The organism is Hydrophilobacter chitinilyticus (assembly GCF_049860745.1).
Classification (GTDB): domain Bacteria; phylum Pseudomonadota; class Gammaproteobacteria; order Burkholderiales; family Burkholderiaceae_C; genus Rhodoferax_B.
Window position 1 is genome coordinate 4,390,057 of record NZ_CP187561.1, and the last position, 20,743, is coordinate 4,410,799.

General features: G+C 62.6%; 19 protein-coding genes. 11 read left to right on the plus strand and 8 right to left on the minus strand.

All coding sequences use genetic code 11. The features are described 5' to 3' along the window. Window positions 1-487: 487 nt before the first annotated feature. From ACPWMG_RS19540 to ACPWMG_RS19570, 7 genes are all read right to left on the minus strand, one after another. Window positions 488-1,396, minus strand: coding sequence for an alpha/beta fold hydrolase (locus ACPWMG_RS19540; protein WP_483301146.1), 909 nt, complete (start codon window positions 1,394-1,396; stop codon window positions 488-490). A gap of 26 nt (window positions 1,397-1,422) precedes the next feature. After that, window positions 1,423-3,585, minus strand: coding sequence for a D-(-)-3-hydroxybutyrate oligomer hydrolase (locus tag ACPWMG_RS19545; RefSeq protein ID WP_483301147.1), 2,163 nt, complete (start codon window positions 3,583-3,585; stop codon window positions 1,423-1,425). Between the two features lie 58 nt (window positions 3,586-3,643). Then, entirely contained in the window at window positions 3,644-4,708 is a 1,065-nt protein-coding gene (locus ACPWMG_RS19550) for a branched-chain amino acid ABC transporter permease (protein ID WP_483301148.1), read from the minus strand. Window positions 4,709-4,724: 16 nt separating this feature from the next. Continuing rightward, window positions 4,725-5,705, minus strand: a complete 981-nt coding sequence (locus tag ACPWMG_RS19555; RefSeq protein ID WP_483305293.1) for a branched-chain amino acid ABC transporter permease — start codon at window positions 5,703-5,705, stop codon at window positions 4,725-4,727. A 59-nt stretch (window positions 5,706-5,764) separates the two neighbouring features. Then, window positions 5,765-6,493, minus strand: coding sequence for an ABC transporter ATP-binding protein (locus ACPWMG_RS19560; protein ID WP_483301149.1), 729 nt, complete (start codon window positions 6,491-6,493; stop codon window positions 5,765-5,767). After that, entirely contained in the window at window positions 6,490-7,278 is a 789-nt protein-coding gene (locus ACPWMG_RS19565; RefSeq protein ID WP_483301150.1) for an ABC transporter ATP-binding protein, read from the minus strand. Before ACPWMG_RS19565 ends, ACPWMG_RS19560 begins: the two co-directional genes overlap by 4 nt. A gap of 152 nt (window positions 7,279-7,430) precedes the next feature. Further along, entirely contained in the window at window positions 7,431-8,651 is a 1,221-nt protein-coding gene (locus ACPWMG_RS19570) for a substrate-binding domain-containing protein (protein WP_483301151.1), read from the minus strand. A gap of 349 nt (window positions 8,652-9,000) precedes the next feature. Between ACPWMG_RS19570 and ACPWMG_RS19575 the strand changes: the two genes are divergently transcribed. Further along, window positions 9,001-9,591: a BPSL1445 family SYLF domain-containing lipoprotein gene (locus tag ACPWMG_RS19575; protein ID WP_483301152.1), complete on the plus strand. Its 591-nt coding sequence runs from the start codon at window positions 9,001-9,003 to the stop codon at window positions 9,589-9,591. A 94-nt stretch (window positions 9,592-9,685) separates the two neighbouring features. On the opposite strand, the gene ACPWMG_RS19580 is transcribed toward ACPWMG_RS19575, so the two are convergent. Then, window positions 9,686-11,224: a sigma-54 interaction domain-containing protein gene (locus ACPWMG_RS19580; RefSeq protein ID WP_483301153.1), complete on the minus strand. Its 1,539-nt coding sequence runs from the start codon at window positions 11,222-11,224 to the stop codon at window positions 9,686-9,688. Window positions 11,225-11,434: 210 nt separating this feature from the next. Here ACPWMG_RS19580 and ACPWMG_RS19585 point away from each other — a divergent pair, with 210 nt between their 5' ends. The 10 genes from ACPWMG_RS19585 (at window position 11,435) to ACPWMG_RS19630 (ending at window position 20,736) form a co-directional block, all read left to right on the plus strand. Next, window positions 11,435-11,887, plus strand: coding sequence for a GNAT family N-acetyltransferase (locus tag ACPWMG_RS19585; RefSeq protein WP_483301154.1), 453 nt, complete (start codon window positions 11,435-11,437; stop codon window positions 11,885-11,887). Window positions 11,888-11,950: 63 nt separating this feature from the next. Further along, window positions 11,951-12,928, plus strand: a complete 978-nt coding sequence (locus ACPWMG_RS19590) for a thymidylate synthase (RefSeq protein ID WP_483301155.1) — start codon at window positions 11,951-11,953, stop codon at window positions 12,926-12,928. 346 nt (window positions 12,929-13,274) lie between these two features. Next, entirely contained in the window at window positions 13,275-13,817 is a 543-nt protein-coding gene (locus ACPWMG_RS19595; protein WP_483301156.1) for a MarR family winged helix-turn-helix transcriptional regulator, read from the plus strand. Then, on the plus strand, window positions 13,814-14,479 hold the full coding sequence (locus ACPWMG_RS19600) for a Crp/Fnr family transcriptional regulator (RefSeq protein ID WP_483301157.1): 666 nt from the start codon (window positions 13,814-13,816) through the stop codon (window positions 14,477-14,479). The genes ACPWMG_RS19595 and ACPWMG_RS19600 overlap by 4 nt, the downstream gene beginning before the upstream one ends. Before the next feature lie 105 nt (window positions 14,480-14,584). Then, a complete protein-coding gene (locus tag ACPWMG_RS19605; protein WP_483301158.1) occupies window positions 14,585-15,238 on the plus strand; it encodes a peroxiredoxin in 654 nt (217 codons plus the stop codon). Between the two features lie 189 nt (window positions 15,239-15,427). Continuing rightward, entirely contained in the window at window positions 15,428-15,943 is a 516-nt protein-coding gene (locus tag ACPWMG_RS19610) for a MarR family winged helix-turn-helix transcriptional regulator (protein ID WP_483301159.1), read from the plus strand. Then, window positions 15,940-18,057 (plus strand): FUSC family protein, encoded by a 2,118-nt coding sequence (locus ACPWMG_RS19615; protein ID WP_483301160.1) that lies wholly within the window; start codon window positions 15,940-15,942, stop codon window positions 18,055-18,057. The genes ACPWMG_RS19610 and ACPWMG_RS19615 overlap by 4 nt, the downstream gene beginning before the upstream one ends. Next, window positions 18,054-18,260 carry a DUF1656 domain-containing protein gene (locus tag ACPWMG_RS19620; RefSeq protein ID WP_483301161.1) on the plus strand — a complete coding sequence of 69 codons (207 nt, stop codon included), beginning with the start codon at window positions 18,054-18,056 and terminating at the stop codon, window positions 18,258-18,260. Before ACPWMG_RS19615 ends, ACPWMG_RS19620 begins: the two co-directional genes overlap by 4 nt. 7 nt (window positions 18,261-18,267) lie before the next feature. Continuing rightward, a complete protein-coding gene (locus ACPWMG_RS19625) occupies window positions 18,268-19,236 on the plus strand; it encodes an efflux RND transporter periplasmic adaptor subunit (protein ID WP_483301162.1) in 969 nt (322 codons plus the stop codon). 18 nt (window positions 19,237-19,254) lie between these two features. Beyond that, window positions 19,255-20,736, plus strand: coding sequence for an efflux transporter outer membrane subunit (locus ACPWMG_RS19630; protein ID WP_483301163.1), 1,482 nt, complete (start codon window positions 19,255-19,257; stop codon window positions 20,734-20,736). Window positions 20,737-20,743 lie beyond the last annotated feature (7 nt).

The window sequence follows — 20,743 nt, forward strand, 5'->3', positions numbered from 1 at the left end:
AAGAGAAGGCGACCCACATGCCGGGACCCTTCGCGTAGCGAAGGGCAAACCTGCGCTGGGTGGGGTTGGTGGGGGTCTGGTGGAACTCGCCTGCGGCTCAGACAGCCACCAGCCCTGATCCCACCAACCCCACCCATCGCAGGCCCGGCCTGACGGGAGTTGAAGCCCAACGGGCCATAGCTTCGCTCGGCCCGGATTTAGAGCCCGCGATGCGCAAGCGAGCCGGGTGGTATTTGGACTCCTACCCCCTTCTAGCTGCGCCTGCGATGGGCGGTTTTGGCGGGATCAGTTTCGCTGGCTGTCTGAGCGCAGCGAGTTCCAGCGAAACCCCGCCAAAGCCGCTCAGCGCAGGTTGCCCCTCGCTTTGCGAGGGGACGCAGATAGTGGGGTCGCCTTTCTTTGGCCTATGTTTCTTTGGCGAGACAAAGAAAGGTAGGTCGCCGCCGGGCGACTCCCGGCCAGCAGCGCCAATAAACACCCCAAACTTCTAAGCAGCAAGCCCCTCAGCAGACTCCACCTGCAACAAAAAGTCCGTCACCAACCCCAACTGCGACGGCACATTGAGCGCCGGCGCATGCCCACACCCCGCCACCTCCACCACCCGCGCCAACCCCTTCGCCCCCGGCCCCCGCGTCAACATCTCCCCCGTCACCGCCGGCAACACCAAGTCCGACTCCGCCCCCCGCAAACACAACACCGGCACTTCAAGCGCGTCGTAGTGCTCCCAAATCAAATAGTCGTTCACGTGGTGCGTGAACTGCTGCACCATCGCCGGGTCGTAATGCGGCGTCACGCGCCCATCCTGCAAGCGCCGCGTGGACGACTCGGTGAGCAAGCGCCATTGTGTATCGCTAAGCCAACCGTAAGGCTTGTAGACCACGCGAAAAAACGCCTCCAACTCTTGCACCGTGTCGAACGCCGGCGGCGCCCCCGCGTAGCCGCGAATGCGCGCCAACGCCGCCTCGGCCAGCTCGGGTGCGTTGTCGTTCAACAGCAAGCTGCGGATGCGGCCTTTGAGTTGCGGCTGCAGCAAGCCCGACGCGCACACCGTGCCAATGGCGCCGCCCATCGACGTGCCGACCCAATGCGCACGTTCGATGTGGAGCTGGTCAAACAAATCCGCTGCCAACTTGGCATAGAACGCCAGCGTGTACTCCACCGCCGGCGCCTTGCTCCATTGGCTCAAGCCACGGCCCAAGGTGTCGGGGCAGATCACGCGGTAAGACCGACCCAATTGCGTGGCCAAGTGCTCGGCCAGCGGATCCATGTCGCGCCCGGTGCGCGCCAGGCCGTGCCATGCCACCACCACCGGCGCGTCAGCACCAGCGTCGGCGCCCCACTCGGTCACGTGGATTTCGTAACCCGCGCATGAGATGTATCGAGAAGTGGGCAGCATGGCAATACCTAGTTGGGAAGTTGAGATCAGTCCGGCACCGTGATTGCACCGGCACTCACGGTGATACGGTTCGCCGCCACTGGCGTGGTCACCAGCGCAGGCACGTTGGCCGCAGTGATGGCCGGCGCACTGCCCGCCGTACCCCCACGCGGCACGGTACGCACCACCTGGCTGGCGGGCAAGGCCGTGCCTTGTGTCAAGTGGGCGTACATCGCATCCAGCGCGCGGTTCAGGTAGACGTGCAGCGGCACGTAGCGGCTGTCGTAGCCGGGCAGCACACTCGGCAGGCCGATGAAACTGTCAAAGTGCTGCGCGTTGGTCACCTCCACATAGCTCAGGCGGCTGCTGCTGCCCTCGACCTGGCGGTTGAGCGCGGTGTAGGGGCGCGAGGTGTGGTTGACGGGCAGCAAGGCGTCTGAACGGCCATGCACGATGATGGCGGGCTTGCCCTGCAGGTTGCCACTACGCCGCGTCTCGTTCACGCCCGCTTGTAGCTTCAGCGCGACCGCGTCGCTACCGTTGACCAAGCCGCGCAGGCACAACGCACCAGCGGTGTTCCAGTCCGCCACACCCGATGGGTTGAACGACAGGAAGTCGCGCGAGGGTGCACCCAGGCCGTTGTTGTTGATCAGTTGCACCCCCACCGCCGGCGGTACACCGTTGCCCGTGGCGAACATGCTGGCCAGCGAAGCCGGTGCCAACGTGGTCACCGCACCGGTGCCAGTAGCGGCGGCAAAGCTGTAGCCGCAGAGGTTGTCTTTCACGCTGCTGCGGGCCAGCGCGTTGGCAAACGTCACGGTCACCGCGGGCGCCACTTCAAACGCGATGAGCGAAGGGTGCAGCACACTCGACTCGGGCTCCCAGCCGTAGTCGCGCAGCTTTTGCAAAGCCTCTTCAGCCTGGGCTGCGGTGCCGGTGCTGCTAAGCAGCCCAGCGGTGCGCAGGGCCGCGCAACGGTTGGGCGCCACGGGGAAGGCCAGCGCCGCAAAACCAGCGGTATAACTGGCGGCATAAGGTGCCCCCGTCAACGATGCAGCCAGCGCCGCACAGGGTTGGTAGACGTTGGCAAAGCTGGTGTAGTCCATCAGTGTTTTGCCCACCACGGCCAGTTGCGTGCTGCCGCGTGTGACCGTCACGCCAGGGTTGGCCGGCAACTCGACGGCGGGCTCAGAAACGACGACCGCGCGGATCAAGCCCTTGGTGTCTTGCTCGGCGGCGGCAATGGCGGCACCGCCACCATTGGAGATGCTGGAGGCGATGACGATGGTGTTATCGGTGCCCAGCGTTTTGAGCTTTTGCCCGGTCTTGTCGTCCACCTGGCCAAACTGCTCGTTCAGCACGTAGTAAGCAAACTCCACCGCTTTGAGCGTGCTGTTACCCCAGTCTTTTTCGGGGTTCTGCCCAGAGTGCGCGTGTTTGAAGGCAAAGCGATTTGGCGTGGCGGTGTTGAAGGCGCTCAACTCGCTGGCCGTGAGGTTGGCATTGAACGCGGCGTTCTTGCCAGCGGCCGTGGCACTGGTGCGTGTGCCGTCGATCAACGGCACGGTGTCGTTCTGCAAGTCGTGTGGCGCGGCGCCCGTGCCCTTGTCGGTGTAGGCCACGGCACAGCCGCGCTTCAAACCCCATTCGCCGGTAGAGATGCCGCCGTAGACACCGCGCGAACCCGAGGCCGTGGCGGTGATGATGCAGGCCTTGCCCTTGTCAAAATTGGCCGGCACCTGCACCATCAGCGTGACGTTTTGGCGGCCCGTGCCATCGTCGGCAAAGGCGATGTATTCGGTGCCAGCAATCTTGCCCTCGGCCGAAGTGACGGTGCCGTTCGCGTCCACATTCGGCCCGTAGAGCGTGCCGTAGCCGCCCTCGGCCGTCATGTCGATCAAGGCACGGTAGTTGTTGTAGATGGCGGCGCGGCGCAACTCGGCGGCGGTGGGCGCCAAGGCATTCGCATAGGTCGGTGCAGCCGCAGAGCCCAGGCCGCTTTTGCCCAGACCGGCGGTCAACAAGTCGTCACTGCTACCGTCGTAGGTTTTCGTGGACACCGTGCCGAGGTAGGTCGGTTTGTTGTTGAGCCGGTTGGCATTGACACCACCGCCACCACTTCCGCCCCCTCCGCAAGCCGCTAACACCGCTGCCGCCAACACTGAGGGCAATAGCGCCCCAGGCAGGTTCAAGGTCTTCGTCATGGTCATGTCTCCTAAGTAATAGTTATCTACTCAACACGGGAACAACACAGATCAAACCAACGACCTATCGCGCGGCACTCGCACGCAGCCGCCCCACCACACCGGTGGGGAAGTAATAAACCGACAACACAAACAACACGCCCAGCCACAGCAGCCAGCGGTCGGGCGACAACAAAGCGGCCAGCCAAGGCCAGCCGCTGCTGGCCTCTTGCCCCAAGCGCAGCAGGTCTTGCAGATAGCTTTGCGCCACCAGGAAAAGCACCGCGCCAATGGCCGCACCGTAGACCGTACCCATGCCGCCAATCACCACGATGAGCAGGACGTCCATCATGATTTCGAACGACAGCGAGGTGTCCGGCCCGTTGTAGCGCAGCCAAAGCGCCAGCATGGCGCCGGCGCAGCAGGCGAACATGGCCGACAAGACACTCGACGTGGTGCGGTACACCACCACGCGGTAGCCAATGGCCTCGGCCCGAAACTCGTTTTCGCGGATGGCTTGCAGCACCCGGCCAAAAGGCGAATTGACGATGCGCAGCAGCGCCAGCACCAACACCACCGCCACCACAAACAGCAGGTAGTAGCAGAGCAAGCGCCCATCGAGCGACACGCCGAGAAAAGGCTCGTCGGCGAACTCAAAGCTCGGGGACAACAGCGCCGGCACCTTGAAGCTCAGGCCGTCTTCACCACCCGTCAATTCCGACAACTGCGAGGCCAGCGTTTGAAACGCCGCCGCCACCGCCAGCGTGATCATGGCGAAGAAGATGGCCCGCACGCGCAGCGAGAACAAGCCGATCACCAAAGACAACACCAGCGACACCGCCAGCGCGCCCAGCAAACCCACCAGCAAGGCGCTCCAGGTCGGCCCCATGCGTGTGGTGGCGATGGCGATGCCATAGGCACCGATGCCAAAGAACATGGTGTGCGCAAAGCTGACGATGCCGGTATAGCCCAGCAGCAAATCAAAGCTGGCCACCAGCACCACAAACACCAGCACCTTGGCCGCGACGGACAAAGCCTTCACGCCCGGGAACAAAAACGGCGCCAGCGCCAAGCCCAAAAATACGGCTACCAGCAACACCGCCAGCACCTTGCTACGCGGGGTGTCGTTAGAGAGAAGTCGGTTCAACATTTGCATCCACTCCTGCTCAACGATTCGTCACAGGGTAGACACCCTGCGGTCGCCACAACAACACCGCCACCATGAGTGCGATGTTGGAAAACAGCGCCAGCTTGGGCACCAAAAAGCCGGTGTAGTTGGCCATCAAGCCGACCAGCAGCGCGCCGATGAGCGCCCCGCCCGTGGACCCCAGGCCGCCGATGATGATGACGATAAAGATCAGCACGTTGACCTGCGCGCCCATCTGCGGCACCACGTTTTGTTGGTACAGGCCCCACATCACGCCGCCCAAACCGGCAAGCGCGCTGCCCGCCACAAACACACCGACAAACAGGCGGGAGATGCGGTAGCCGAGAGACTCGACCATTTCACGGTCTTGCACGCCGGCGCGGATCAGCAGACCGAGCTTGGTGCGCGTGAGCGTCCAGGCCAGCACGGCGAACACCAGCAGGCCTACCACCACGGCCACCAAGCGGTACTTCTCGATGGCGGCATCTCCTATCAATAGCGCTCCACGCAGCCCTTGCGGCAGCGGCAACGGTATTTGCTGCGGGCCCCAGATCACCTTGATCAACTCTTCACCGATGATCATGCCGCCCATGGTGATCAAGATCTGCTTCAAGTGCTGGCCGTAGACCGGGCGCACGATGAAACGCTCGAACGCCAGGCCCACTGCACCGGCCACCGCCATGGCCACCAGCATGGCGGGCAACACGGCGAACAGGTTCTTCCACAGGTTGTCAGAACCCGTCCAGTCGCCCATGGTGCCGAGCACGCTGGTGGCGACAAACGCGCCCAGCGCGATGAACACACCGTGGCCGAAGTTGAGCACGTCCATCAAGCCAAACACCAGGGTCAAGCCCGAGGCGATGATGAAGATGATCATGCCCATGGCCAGCCCCGCCATGGTGAGCGTGAGCCAAGTCGAGCCCGAGCCGATGAAGGGCAGCACCAGCAGCGCGAGTGCAGGCACCAGCGCCAGCGGCTTCCAGTCGAAGTCGGGCGCGATGAGGCTTTTCTGGGTGGATGTCGGTATCGCGGTCAAAACCTTGCTTTCACTTGTCGAGCTCATAGTGCTAACCCCAGCAGCGAGCGCTGCAAAGCTTCGTCTTCTGCCAGTGCGGCCATGCGCCCGGCGTGCACCACGCGGCCGTTGTCCATCACCGCCACATGGTCGCCCAGGCGTTTGGCGAAGTTGATGTTTTGCTCGACCAGCAGGATCGTGGTGCCGCCCGCTTTGAGCTGGCGAAACGCGTCGATCATGTTGTCGATGATGGCCGGTGCCAGCCCTTTGCTGGGCTCGTCGACGATGAGCAATTCGCGCGGCTCCACAATCGCGCGCGCCACCGCCACCATTTGTTTTTGCCCGCCCGAGAGTTTGCCCGCAGGGTTGTTCCAGAATTTCTCGACCGCTGGAAACAGCTTGAAGATCCACTCCAGGCGCGTGGCGTCCATCTGCGCCGCGTTGCGCGCGCCACGGGCGGCGAGCAGCATGTTTTCTTTCACCGTGAGGTCAGAAAAAATGCCCATGTTCTCGGGCACATAGGCGATGTTCAAACCGGCGATGTCGGGCGTCTGCAGTTTGGTGATGTCGCGCCCTGCAAAGTGGATGCTGCCCTGCGAGGCATGCCATAAACCCATGACGGTGCGCAGCGTGGTCGTCTTGCCCGCGCCATTGCGGCCGAGCAGCATGGTGAGCTGGCCCTTGGGCACGGCGAGGTCTACGCCGTGCAGGATGTGGTACGCGCCGATGTGGGTGTGCACGCCCTTCATCTCCAGTAGATTGGGTGTGCTCATGCTGGCTCCCTCACGGCATCTTTGGCCGCATCTTTGCTCACACCCAAGTAAGCCTCTTGCACCACAGGCGAGGCGATCACCTCGGCCGGCGCACCATCGGCCACCAACGTGCCGTTGGTCAGCACGATGATGCGGTCGGCCAGCTCGCGCACCACGTCCATCTTGTGCTCTACCAGCAGGATGATCTTGGTCTTGTCTTTCTTCAGTTCGCGGATCAGGTTCAAGATCACGGGCGCTTCATCGTGGCTCATGCCGGCGGTGGGCTCGTCAAACATGTAGACCTGCGGCTCCAGTGCCATCAGCAAGGCCACTTCGAGCTTGCGCTGGTCGCCATGTGGCAGGCTGGCCACGGGCATGTGTTGCCGATCGGTCATGGCCACGGCGTGCAGCAGTGCCTCGGCACGCTCGGTCAACGCGCGGTGGTCGCTCCAGATGCTCCACAGATTCAAGCCACGGCGGTGTTTACCATCTTGCGTGGCCTGTACGGCCAGGCGCACGTTCTCCAACACGCTGAGGTTAGGGAACAAATTGGTAAGCTGAAACGCACGCCCCAATCCAGCATGGGTGCGCGCCGATACGGGCAAGCCTGTGAGCTCTTTGCCCCCCAGAAGCACGCGCCCAGCCGTGGCGCGCAGTTGCCCGGAGATCAAATTGAAGTAAGTGGTTTTGCCCGCACCATTGGGCCCCACGATGGCCGTGAGGGTGCCGGGCTCAAATCGGCACGACACCGCGTTGACGGCCACGTGGCCGCCAAAACGGATCGTGAGTTCTTGGGTTTCTAGCATCGGGCCTCGAATAAAGAAAAAGCGAGGGGCAGCACAAGCCCCATCGGCAAACGAGCCAATTCGGGGCACCCGCGGAACCGGCTTTGCCGGGCCGCTGGGTGCGCCCCCTTTGGGGGGATGCGCGCACACGCAGTGAGCGCGAAACGGGGGGACTACCTTGTATTCCGAATCGGAACTTGCATTTCTTCTGGCTTGATCTCGCGCACCAGTTCTGGCACGCCCCAGGCGAACGCGGGATCCACTTTGATCTTGAAGTGGTACATGCTCTGCATGGCTTGGTGGTCTTCCTTGCGGAAGGTCATCTTGCCCTTGGGCGTGTCAAAGCTCATGCCTTCCATGGTGCTGATGAGCTTGTTGGTGCCGGTCTCGCCATTGGTCTTTTTCAGTGCGGTGACCAAGGCCATGGCGGCCGAGAAACCACCGGCGGTGAAGAAGTCCGGCGGCGTCTTGAACTCTTTGTAGTGCGCGGCCACCATGGCTTCGTTCACTGGATTCTTCGGAATGCCGAAGTAGTAATACGTGGCGCCTTCCATGCCGGGGAAGTTTTTGTAACTGGCCATGGCCGGCAAGATGTTGCCGCCGGTGGCGATCTCGATGTTGTAGCGCTTCAGGTCCTGGTCGGCAATTTTGAACGGGTTGCCCGCACCGGCCCAGATGATGAAGATCACCTTTTTACCGGGCAGGTCCTTGAGCTTTTCAATCAAGCGCTGGCCGCCGGCGGTGAAGTCGGTGGTGTTGGCCGGCAGGTATTCCTCGTGCACGATCTTGGCTTGTTTGACCGCGTCTTTAAACGCCTTCACGCCGTCGCGGCCAAAGGCGTAGTCTTGTGCCAGGGTGGCAATCGTCACGCCGGGTTTGTCGAGCGCCACGGCGTTGCTGATGGCGTCCTGGCTGCTGTTGCGGCCGGTGCGGAAGATGTATTTGTTCCACTTATCGCCGGTGATGGCGTCGGCCACGGCGGGCTCCACCAGCAAAATCTTTTTGTACTCTTCGGCCACGGGCAACATGGCCAACGCCACGCCCGAGGACGACGGGCCTACGGCAATGTCGGCCTTGTCGTCCGAGTAGGCGGCGGCCAGCAGGCTCTTGCCCAGGTCGGGCTTGCCTTGGTCGTCTTTCTCGATCACCACCAGCTTCTTGCCGTTGACCGTCATGCTGCCGCCCGTAGCGTATTGCAGACCCATGATCAAACCGACCTGGGTTTGTTTGCCATAGGCTTCGAGCGGACCGGTTTTGCTATACACGTGGGCGATGCGAATCTCGCTCGATTGCGCCCTGGCAGCGCTGACAGGGGCCATGACGGCCGCAGCCGAAAGTAAAGCTGCGATGGCGGTTTGAACCGGCAAGCCAACGGCAAGGCAACGACGTTGCATGTTGTGTCTCCTTATTGTGATGACTGAATTATGCACAGCCCGTGCCAACCCCAATCAGCCAGGCCATGAGAGGAGGAAAGGCTTCATACAAACTAATATGTCCAAATTAAATACATTATTAATGTATGCATTTCAGACATTCGTCTGCCATTCAAACAGGGTTTTCGATGACCTTCACCGAGGCGAAGTGCGCCGTAAAGCGTTAGAACGTTTGATTACATCTGCAGCCTTGGCGAAAGCATTTCTCAAGGATAGATCCGTACCATCGTCTGCGACCATGGGTTGCGCCCGAAGCATGTTGCTCACCGCGCAGCCAGGTCCCCCTGTTCACTTTCAAGGAAAGCTCCCCATGCAGACACAAAAGCTCCGCACCCTGACATCGGCAGTCGCGTTGGCCGCTCTGAGCATCGCCTTTGCTGGCTGTACCACCACGACCACTACCCCCAAGGACGCAGCCAGCAGCGCCAGCGCTCGCTCGGTGGTTGATGCCAACACCCAAGCCACGCTGTTGAAGTTCTACACCTCCGTGGCCGGTTCGCGCGAAATGGTGAGCAAGGCCGCCGGCGTGCTGGTGTTCCCTTCCGTCGTCGGCGCCAGCTTTGTGGTCGGCGGCGAATACGGCAAGGGCGAAATGCTGGTCAATGGCCAACCCACCGGCTACTACAGCACAACAAGCGGCTCCGTCGGCTTCCAGGCCGGTGCGCAATCCAAGGCCATCATCTATCTGTTCAACACCAAGGAAGCGCTCGACAACTTCCGTAACAGCAAGGGATGGACTGCCGGTGTAGACGCTACCGTGGCCGTCGCGCAGATTGGCGCCAATGGCTCCGTGGACACACAGTCTGTGCGCCAGCCGGTCGTGAGCTTTGTGATGACCAATGCCGGACTGGAGGCAGGCGTGTCGGTATCGGGCTCGAAGATCACCAAGATCGACCTGTAAGTTCAACGTTCAGCGCGGCGAGTTCGGATACACCCCACCGAACAAGCGCTTCAGCCCCAAAGAGCCACGGGAAATCGTGGCTCTTTTTTTGCGTTCACCCCATCCGGTCATAAAGCGTCGCGCGCGAGATGCCCAGCAAACGTGCTGCGGCCAATTTGTTGCCGCCGGTGGACGCCATCGCGGCGGAGATCGCTTGCTGCTCCAGTTCGGCAATCTGCTGTGATAGCGGCCGCAGCAATTTGACATTGCTGCCCTCGTCTTCCGATGCCGCAGTGGAAGAACTCTTCTGCAAATCGATTTGCTCCAGGCCGGTTTCGCCCAACACACGTTTGACCTCGGCCGCATCAATGCGCGAAGCGTCGCTGCGCATGGCCAACTGCTCCAGCACATTGCGCAACTCACGGATGTTGCCGCGCCAGTGCTGCGCGGCCAGCAAGGCCAGCGCATCCGGCATCAATTCGGGTGGCGCTTCGCCGCTGCGATGGGCCAGGTCTTCGCCCAGCGCCTCGACCAATGCAGCCATGTCGCTGCGCCGCTCGCGCAGCGGCGGCACGCGTAGCGGCAGCACGTTCAGGCGGTAGTACAGATCTTCGCGAAAGCGGCCGTCGCGCACCAGTGCCGGCAGGTCGCGCGAGGTGGCAGCAATCACACGCGCATCAAACGCTACCAGGCGGTTCGACCCCAGTGGCTCGATTTCGCCCTCTTGCAGAGCGCGCAGCAGCTTGGCCTGCAGGCCCATCGGCATGTCGCCAATTTCATCCAAAAACAAGGTGCCACCATCGGCCAGCTTGAACTTGCCATCGCGTCCACGCTTGTCAGCGCCGGTAAAGGCGCCGGGCGACACGCCAAAGAACTCCGCCTCCAGCAGGGTATCAGGCACGGCGGCAATGTTGATGCTGACGAACGGCCCTTTCGCACGCGCCGAAGCGGTGTGGATAGCGTGCGCCAGCAGCTCTTTGCCGGTGCCGGTTTCGCCCAGCAGCAGCACCGGGCTGGACAGGCGCGCCGCACGCCGCGCATGCCGCTTCACGTCCACAGCAGCGGGGCTGCTGCCAATAAAGCTGGCAAAGCTGTACTTGGCCCGGCGCTGGCCATCTGGCGTGTTTTGAAGCAAGGCGTTGGCGCGTTGCACAGCCAGTTCGCGGCGTGCGTCGTCCAGGTCGCGCTGCAGCATCGCAAACTTGCTGATCAGCGGTTTGAGTGTGGTCTCGGGATGGTCGAACAAGACAATGCCGATGGCGCCAATCACTTCGCCCAACTTTCCAGGCGCGTGGCCAGGAGAGGCCGCCTCCACCTCGGCGTGCAACGGAATGCGGCTGACCACAAAGGTGCCAGCACGGTTGGTCAGCAGGTCGACCAGAATCGGCTCGCCGGTTTCCAGCACCTGGCGCATTTGCGTGTTCGGGATCACGTCTTCCACCATGCGGCCGACAAACTCGTCGGCCGACGCCACGCCGAGCGCGGGCAGGAAGCGCTTGTAGCCTTCGTTCACCCACACAATGCGCCCGCTGCGGTCCACCAGAAACATGCCCTGGCTGATGCTAGAGAACAGGTGGAACATTGACCGCGCGGCGTAGGCCAGGATGCCTTCGGGGTCGAGGGGCAAAACAGATGCAGATGGGGTCACGGGCATCAGAACCTTTTTGTTTGGGCACGAAACAACGAACCTGAGTTTAGGCCCTGGGGTCTTTTGCCCAAGCTGCGAAAATCCCTGCACTGCGCCGCATAAAGATTCATAAAAAATGGGCTCAACCGCATACTGCAACAGCGCAAGCCGCTATTGTTTTTGATTATTTCCACGAACCTCGGCCTGAAGACCGTGGTTCCTAGTGTTTTCCCTGCAATGTCCATCCAACTCGAACCCGCCAACCAACCTGAAGTGGTCCTGCTCGTCGAAGCCCTCGACGCCCACCAAAAACCGCTCTATCCGCCCGAGTGCCATTACGGCATTCCGATCGAAGCGCTGATGCAGCCGAATGTGCTGTTCGCCGTGGCGCGCGACGACGCAGGACAAGCTGTGGCCTGTGGCGCCATCGTCTTGGGCGACGAATACGGTGAGCTCAAGCGCATGTTCGTGCAGCCCACGCACCGGGGCCAGGGTTTGGCCCAAGGGGTACTGGCGTTTCTCGAAGCCCAGGCCCTGGCCAAAGGCTGCACCCAGGTGATGCTGGAAACCGGCATTCGCCAGCCTGAAGCCATTGGTTTGTATGAACGCTCAGGTTTTGTGCGGCGCGGGCCGTTTGGCGACTACCCGGACGATCCGCTCAGCGTCTTCATGGCCAAAAACATCGCCTAAATGACTTGTGAGGACAGGTTATCCCGCCTACCTTACGATACCGCTCCAGGAGAAAGCGCCCTCATGAAACAGTACCTCGATCTCGTCCAGAACATCTTCGACAACGGCAGTTGGCAAGAAAACCGCACCGGCGTGCGCACCCTGAGCCTGCCCGGCGCGATGATGCGCTTTGACTTGCAGGAAGGTTTTCCGGCCGTCACCACCAAAAAGCTGGCGTTCAAAACAGCCGTGGGCGAAATGGTGGGTTTCTTGCGCGCCTCGCGCAGCGCGGCCGAGTTTCGCGCGCTGGGCTGCAAGGTGTGGGATCAAAACGCCAATGAAAACCAGCAGTGGCTGGCCAACCCCTACCGGCTGCAAGAGGATGACCTCGGGCCGGTATACGGCGTGCAGTGGCGCAACTGGCCGGCCTACAAAGTGCTGCAGGCCGATGCCACCGCGCAAATCGAAGATGCGCTGGCACGCGGCTACCAGTTGATTTCATCGTTTGAAGACCCGAACGGCGGCGGCGCGCAAGTGCTGCTCTACAAGGCCATCGACCAACTGCGCCAGTGCCTGGACACCATCATCAAAGACCCCGGCAGCCGCCGCATCCTGTTCCACGGCTGGAACTGGGCGCAACTGGAAGAAATGGCGCTGCCACCCTGCCACCTGCTCTACCAATTTCTGGTGAACAAGGCCAAGGGCGAAATCTCGATTTGCCTCTACATCCGCAGTAACGACGTGGGCCTGGGCACACCATTCAACTTGACCGAGGGCGCAGCCTTGCTCCACCTGGTGGCGCGCCTCACGGGCTACAAGCCACGCTGGTTTACCTACTTCATTGGCGACGCGCATATCTACGAAAACCACGTCGACATGCTGCAAGAGCAGTTGAAGCGCGAGCCCTTCGCGGCACCGCAACTGGTGCTGAACGCGCGCATTCCAAGCTATGCCGAAACAGGCATCTACGCCCCCGAGTGGCTGGAGAAAGTGGAGCCCAGCGACTTCACGCTCGAAGGCTACCAACACCACGCGCCGCTGACCGCGCCGATGGCCGTTTAAGCCAAGCCGGCCGCGCTGGCGTCGGCCTTATCTCGATATTTCGCGGCATTTCGCCGTTCTCCTGCTTCGCCGATACGGCCGTTTTGGCGTACCCGTATCGGCTGGCGCAGCCGTGCACAGAAAGGCTGGAAATACAACAACTTTGTTGATATATTCGCGAGCCGATCCTATCGACCTTTATCGAATTTTTCGATTTTTTCGATCACGCCGCTCAAACGGCGCAGCTCTGAACGATGCACGCGTTTTCTCAAACACTGTCGGCCATCACCGTCGCAGCACAGCCGTGCTGTGATGGCGTGCCACGCGCGCAACGCACCACTGCGTTGCGGCAAAAAGGGGGCAGCGCATGACCGCCATCGCCACGCCTCGCACACGTCAACGGAGTTCAAACGCAGACTGGCGCAGCACCGACCTGGCGCTCGCCCGCACGCTGGAGCTGGTGTTCTTTGCCCACATGGAAATGGCCGATGCAGCCGACAAAGTGTTGGTGGAGTACGAACTCAGCCGCCCACACCACCGCGTGCTCAGCTTCGCGCAGATCAAGCCCGGGGTCAACGTTGGCGAGCTGCTGTTCGGCCTGCGCATCACCAACCAGGCGCTGTCGCGCACCATGCAGAAGATCGTGGCGCTGGGCCTTATCGAGCAGCGTTACTCGGAGACGGATCGGCGCGTGCGGCACCACTTTCTCACCGACAAGGGTTACGCCCTGCTGGCCGTGCTGCGTGCGCGCCAGTACGACGTGATCCGGCAAGCACACCTGGCCCTGCCGCAGGCCGATCTGGATGCGTTTTGGCGCATGCTGGAGGCTCTGTCGCGCCCGGAAGACATGCACATGGTGTCGCCCCACCCCGGCCAGCCGCTGGCCACTCGCCCAAAGGAACACACATGATCGACGCCGCCACCAAAGCGCTCACCCTTCAAACCTACCCCATGCTGGCCGACTTGCCAGCCCATACGCTCGACGATTTGCTTGCCGGCGCCACCTACATGAAGGTGCCAGCCCAGGCGATGATGTTTGATGAGAACCAGCCCTGCATGGGTTTCCCGCTGCTACTGTCGGGCAGCGCCCGTGTGATCAAGGCCGCACCCAACGGGCGGGAACTGCACCTTTACTATGTGCTGCCGGGCGAGGCGTGCATCCTCACCAGCAGTTGCCTGCTGGGGCGCGCCAACTACCAAGCGCGCTGCCTGGTGCAGGAGGATCTTGAATTGGTGGTGCTGCCGCCGGCTGCGTTTCGCGTGCTGTTCTCCAACCTCGAATCGTTTCGAGAACACGTGTTCAGCCGTTTCTCGGAGCGGCTGTCCGATCTGCTGCAACTGGTGTCTGCCGTGACGTTTCAAAAACTCGACCAGCGACTGGCCACCGCCCTCACCGCCCGGCCCAGCCCCATCCAGACCACACACCAGGCGCTGGCCGACGAACTTGGCAGCCTGCGCGAGATCGTCAGCCGCTTGCTGAAAAATTTTGCCGATCAAGGCTGGGTACGGCTAGGCCGCGAGCGCATCGAGGTGGTAGACGCCATGGCGCTGCGGCGCTTGGCCAGTCTCTGATTTCTTTGCCCTTTTGAATGCTGTGTAACCTTCATCACAGACACTGTCCGTCTGCCCAAAGACACTGCCGCCACTTTCACCTCTTTTTCACCACTGGAGATCACCATGTCCCTTCGCATCAACGACACTGCACCTAACTTCACCGCCGACACCACGCACGGCAAACTCGACTTCCACAACTGGATTGGCGACAGCTGGGCCATTCTGTTCTCGCACCCCAAAGACTTCACGCCGGTGTGCACCACCGAACTGGGCTACATGGCCAAGATCGAGCCCGAGTTCACCAAGCGCAACACCAAGCTGATCGGCTTGAGCGCCGACCCCGTGGCACGCCACGGCGAATGGGCCAAGGACATTGAAGAAACCCAAGGCGCAGCCGTCAAGTACCCGATGATTGGCGACAGCGACCTGGCCGTGGCCAAGCTCTACAACATGCTGCCCGCCGAAGAAGTTGGCGCCGATGGCCGCACTGCCGCCAACAACGCCACCGTGCGCTCGGTCTTCATCATCGGCCCTGATAAAAAGATCAAGCTGATGTTGACCTACCCGATGACCACGGGCCGCAACTTCGACGAAATCCTGCGTGTGCTCGACTCCATGCAGATGACCGCCAAGTTCAAGGTGGCCACGCCCGTGAACTGGAAGCATGGCGATGACGTGATCATCACCCCCGCCGTGACCAACGAAGAAGCCGAAAAATCGTTCCCCGGCTTCAAGACCATCAAGCCTTACCTGCGCACCACCAAGCAGCCGGTCTGATCGACGGCGCGCCGAGTCGCGCTAGCCTGTTTCCGAAGATCCACCCAAACGCCCCACGGCGTGTGTCCACGTGAAAACGTGAGCACACACCGTGGGGCGTTTCTTTTGTCGACAACCTGGCCGCCAGCAAGAAATTTCTTCCTGGATTACAATATTAGCAAGCTTGCTATCTAATATTGAAGGTATGAAATGGCCACCAAACGAAACCAACGCACCCGCCGGGAAGCGGTGATGATGTCTCTGGGCACGTCACTACCCGTTTTGGAGCGCAGCTACCGCGCCATCGCCAACCAGGCGGTTGCCCACGTGGGCCTGTCGCAGGCGCTCGCCTGGCCGCTGGTGATGATTGGCCGCCAAGGCGACGGCCTGCGCCAAGGCGTGTTGGCCGACCTCCTGAACATCGAAGGCCCATCGCTTGCGCGCTCGGTGGACCAACTGCAGCAAATGGGCTTTATCGACCGCCGCGAAGACCCGGCCGACCGCCGCGCCAAAACGCTGCACCTCACCGCTTCCGGCGCGCAGGCCGCCGCACAAATCGAATCGGCGCTGATGGACATGCGCCACACGCTGTACGACGGCATTGCCGATGAAGATCTGGAAACCTGTCTACGCGTATTTGGCCAACTGCGTGAACGCCTGGGCTGTGCGCCTTCGGCCTGGGCCCTGGCCGATGCCGTGGGTGCGCGCAAGGACGACTCGGCATGAAGGTCCCCACCCTGTCACTGCCACGCTTCAGTCGCGCGGAAGTGCTCTTCTCCCTCAAGGCCTTTGCCGCCGCCATGCTGGCCATGTATGCCGCCAGCCGCTCCGGCCAGCCACGCCCCTTCTGGGCACTGATGACCACCTACGTGGTCGCCAGCCCGTTGGCGGGGGCGGTGCGCTCCAAGGCGCTGTTCCGTTTTCTGGGCACCTTGGTCGGCTGCGCCGCCGCCGTGATGCTGATTCCCGCCCTGTCGAACGCCCCCGAGTTGCTGACCCTGGCGTTGGCGCTGTGGCTGGGCATCTGCCTGTACTTCTCGCTACAGGACCGCACGCCGCGGTCCTATGTGTTCATGCTGGCGGGCTACACCGCCGCGCTCATCGGCTTTCCGTCGGTGGACACACCACTGCAAATTTTTGACACCGGCATCGCCCGCGTCGAAGAAATTGGCCTGGGCATTCTGGCCGCCACCATCGTGCACAGCCTGGTACTACCGGTGAGCATTGGCCCATCGGTGCTGGGCCTGCTGGACCGCGCGTTGGGCGACGCACGCAAGTGGTTGCTCGATCTGGTGCAACCTGTCGCAGCCAGCGAAGGCTCAACCAATGACCCCACCAAACTCAGCGCCGACCGCCGCCGCGTGGCCGCTGACATCACACAACTGCGTTTGTTGTCCACGCACATCCCGTTTGACACCACCCACTTTCGCTGGACGGTGGGCGCCGTGCGCGGTGTGCAAGACCGCATTGCCGGGCTCACGCCTGCGCTGTCGGCGGTCGAAGACCGCTTGGCCGCATTGCAAGAAGCCGAAGGCGAACTCGCCCCTGATGTAACCGCCGTGTTGAGCCAGGTCGCACAGTGGTTGCAGTCGCTCAATGCCAAAACGACAGCAGACTCCGCCCCTCTGCTCGAAGCCATTCGCCACGCTGGTGTGGCCGAAGGTTTGACGCTCAGTCCCTGGTCGCGCGCACTGCGCCTGGCTTTGGCCGAGCGCCTGGAAGAACTGGTCACCGGCTGGCAAGACTGCGTGGCGCTGCGCGGTGAAGTAGACGCCGGTTTGAGCGGCCGCCTGCAACCTTCCAACCGCATGGAAACGCTGGGCAAGGAAGCCATGCACCGCGACCGTGGCATGGCACTGTTGTCTGCCCTGGCGGCGGTGATTGCCGTGTGTTTGTGCAGCGCCTTCTGGATCTTGACCGGCTGGCCCGGTGGCTCTGCTGCGGTGATGATGGCGGCAGTGTTCTGCAGCTTCTTCGCGTCGATGGACGACCCTGTGCCGGCCATCCACGGCTTCTTGAAATACACGCTGTGGTCGGTGCCGCTGGCCGCCGTCTACGTGCTGATTTTGCTGCCGGTGGTGCATGACTTTGGCATGCTGGTGCTTGTGTGTGCGCCGGTGTTTGTGCTGCTGGGTTGTTATGTGGCGCGCCCTACCACCGCCGGCAAAGCCATGCCGATCGTGTTTGGTGTGGCCACGGCCTTGGCCATGCACGACACCGCTACGGCGGACCTGGTGAGTTTTGCCAATTCGATGATTGGCCAAGTGCTGGGCATCGTGGTGGCCTCGCGCACCACCAGCTTGATGCGCTCGGTAGGTGTCGACTGGAGTGCACGCCGCATCCAGCGCGCCACCTGGCGCGAACTGGCCGACATGGCCGCTGCGCCTGGCCTGCCCGCCCAAGCCGAAACCTATGCCGCGCGCATGCTCGACCGCACCTCGCTGCTGGCCCCACGCATCGCCGCCGCCGGTGGCACCGTGACGGGTGTGTCGGCCGACGCTTTGCAAGACCTGCGCGTGGGCGCCGACATCGTGGCCCTGCAACGTGCACGCACCTTCTTTGGTGCCGATGCCGGCCACGCGCTGATGAGCGAACTCGCCCAAACCTTCCGCCAACGCAGCGCCACCCAGACGGTAGACAACCCACCTGCATTGCTGGAGCGAATTGACGCATCTCTCACCCGCGCGTTGGCCGCGCCCAGCAGCATCTCGACCGCGCAACGCGCAGCCATCAGCGCGCTGGTGGGCATGCGCCGCAATCTGTTTCCCGAGGCCGCCGCGCTGACCACTCCCGTGGCTGCGCCTATGCCCGTGCCTGTTATTCAAGGAGCCACCACATGATTGGTGAAACCAGTTTTTTTGGGCTCTACCTGCCCTGGATCATGCTGCTCGCCGCTGGCGCGCTGCCGGCCATGTGGCTGGTACGCCGCCTGTTGGCCGCCACCGGTTTTTACCGCTGGGTGTGGCACCCCTCTTTGTTCGACATGGCGCTGTACCTGTTGGTGCTGTATGGCCTGTCGCAAGTCACCGTTTTTTTGAAGTGAGTCTGAAATGAAGTCCGCAACCCCTGCCTCATCCTCTGCCTTGAAGCAACGCGCTCAACGCATCATCCCCGTGCTCATCACCACCGGCGTGGCCGTGGCCGCCGTGTGGGCCGGGTTCCGCCTGTGGGACCACTACGAGTTGGCCCCGTGGACGCGTGACGGCCGCGTGCGCGCCAACATCGTGCAAATTGCGCCCGACGTCACCGGCCTGGTCACCGCCGTGCCCGTGCAAGACAACCAGCAAGTGGCCGCCGGCACGCTGTTGTTTGAAGTCGACCGCGCACGCTATGCACTTGCCGTGCGTCAAGCGCAAGCTGGCCTGGCCTCGCAGCGCACCGTGCTGGCCCAAGCCCAGCGTGAAGCCAGCCGCAACGCCGACCTTGGCACGCTGATCTCGCAAGAGGCACGCGAGCAAACGCAGTCGCGTGTGGAGCAAGCCCGCGCCGCCGTAGCGCAAGCCACCGTGTCACTCGACAGCGCACAACTTAACCTGGCGCGAGCCCAAGTGCGCGCGCCCACCGCCGGGCAAATCACCAACCTCGAACTGCGCGAAGGCAGTTACGCCACGTCGGGCCACCCAGCCCTGGCCCTGGTCGATGAAAACTCGCTCTACGTGGAAGGCTACTTTGAAGAAACCAAGCTGCCGCGCATCCACCTCGGCGACCGCGTGCGTGTGACCACCATGGGCAACAACGTCATTCTGGAAGGCGCCGTGGAAAGCTTCGCCGCTGGCATTGCCGACCGCGACCGCTCCACCAGCGCCAACCTGCTGCCCAACGTCAACCCTACCTTCAACTGGGTGCGCCTGGCCCAACGTGTGCCCATCCGCGTGAAGCTCGACCCGTTGCCACAAGGCACACACCTGGTGGCCGGCCAAACCGTGACGGTGCAGGTGCTGGAAGACGCACGCACGGGCAACACCGTGCCGGTGCAAGCGCCGCTGGCGATGGACGCCAGCGGTGGCAAGAAGGTTTGAAGAGAAGGTTGATCAATCATGGAAACCGTCACTTTGAATTTGCTGCGGCCGCTTTCAGCCGTGGCCCTGGCCGCCTTATTGGCCGCCTGCTCCAGCACCCCCATTGGCCCCAACTACCAATTGCCCGCCGATGCCGTGGCCGCTCAACCGGCCGCCAGCAAACCCTTCATCGGCACACAAGGCCAAGCGGCTTCTGCTGATGCCGCCCTCGCCCAACCCTATAGCCAAGAGCCGCTGCCCGCCCACTGGTGGCGCCTGTACAACAACGCCACGCTCGACACCCTGGTCACCCAAGCCCTGGCACACAACACCGACCTGCGCCAAGCCGCAGCCAATCTTGAACGTGTGCAGGCGATGGAAATCGAAGTGGCCGGCGCGCAAAAACCAAGCATCAACGTCAACGGTGGCCCTACGTTCGGCCACTCGTCTGGCTTGTCGGTGCTGAAGCCCGGCTACGAGCCGCCCGATGCTTTCCACTACAGCGTGGGCGGCTCGGTGTCGTACCAGATCGACCTGTTCGGCCAGTTGCAACGTGCCAGCGAAGCCGCGCACGACACCACGCTCGCCACCGCCGCCGCGCTGGACTTGGCCCGTGTGAGCGTGGCCGCCAGCACCGCGCGCGCCTATGCCGAAATCTGCTCGGCCGGGCTGCGCCTGGAGAGCGCACACCAGTCGGTGCAATTACAGCAGCGCGCGGTGGAAGTGACCGAACGCCTGCAACAAGCTGGCCGCACCGGCACGCTCGATCTGCCGCGCGCGCGCAGCCAGTTACAGCAATTGCAAGCCGCCGTGCCGCCACTGCAAGCCCAACGCCAAAGCGCCTTGATTCGCCTGGCCACGTTGACCGGCAGCGCGCCACAAGCCTTCAGTTCTGAGGCCACCAACTGCACCACACCACCGCAAGTGGCCGGCGCTATTCCGGTGGGTGACGGCGCGGCCCTGCTGCGCCGCCGGCCCGACCTGCGCCAAGCCGAACGCGAAGCCGCTGCCGCCACCGCGCGCATCGGCGTGGCCATGGCCGACCGTTACCCCAAGGTGACGCTGGGCTTGTCGGCCTCGTCAGCGGGGTTGGGGAGCGGCTTTGGCCAGCGCGACACCTTGGCCTGGAGCCTGGGCCCACTGATCTCGTGGACGCTCCCCAACACCGGCGTGGTCGACGCCCGCATCGCACAAAACGAAGCCAGCACCCGCATGGCCCTGGCCAAGTTCGACGGCACCGTGCTGGCCGCGCTGCGCGAAACCGAAACCGCCCTCTCCGGCTACGCCCATGAACTCGACCGCAAGGCTGCCCTGCAAGCCTCGCGAGACGAAGCCAAGATCGTGGCCGAACAAGCGCGACGCATGTATGCCGGGGGCAAAGTGGGCTACCTGGAATCGTTGGACGCCGAACGTTCGTTGGCCACCAGCGAGGCCGCATTGGCAGCCAGCGAAGCGCAGTTAGCTGATGACCAAGTGCAGCTGTTCTTGGCACTCGGCGGTGGCTGGGAACCAACACCCTAAAATTCGG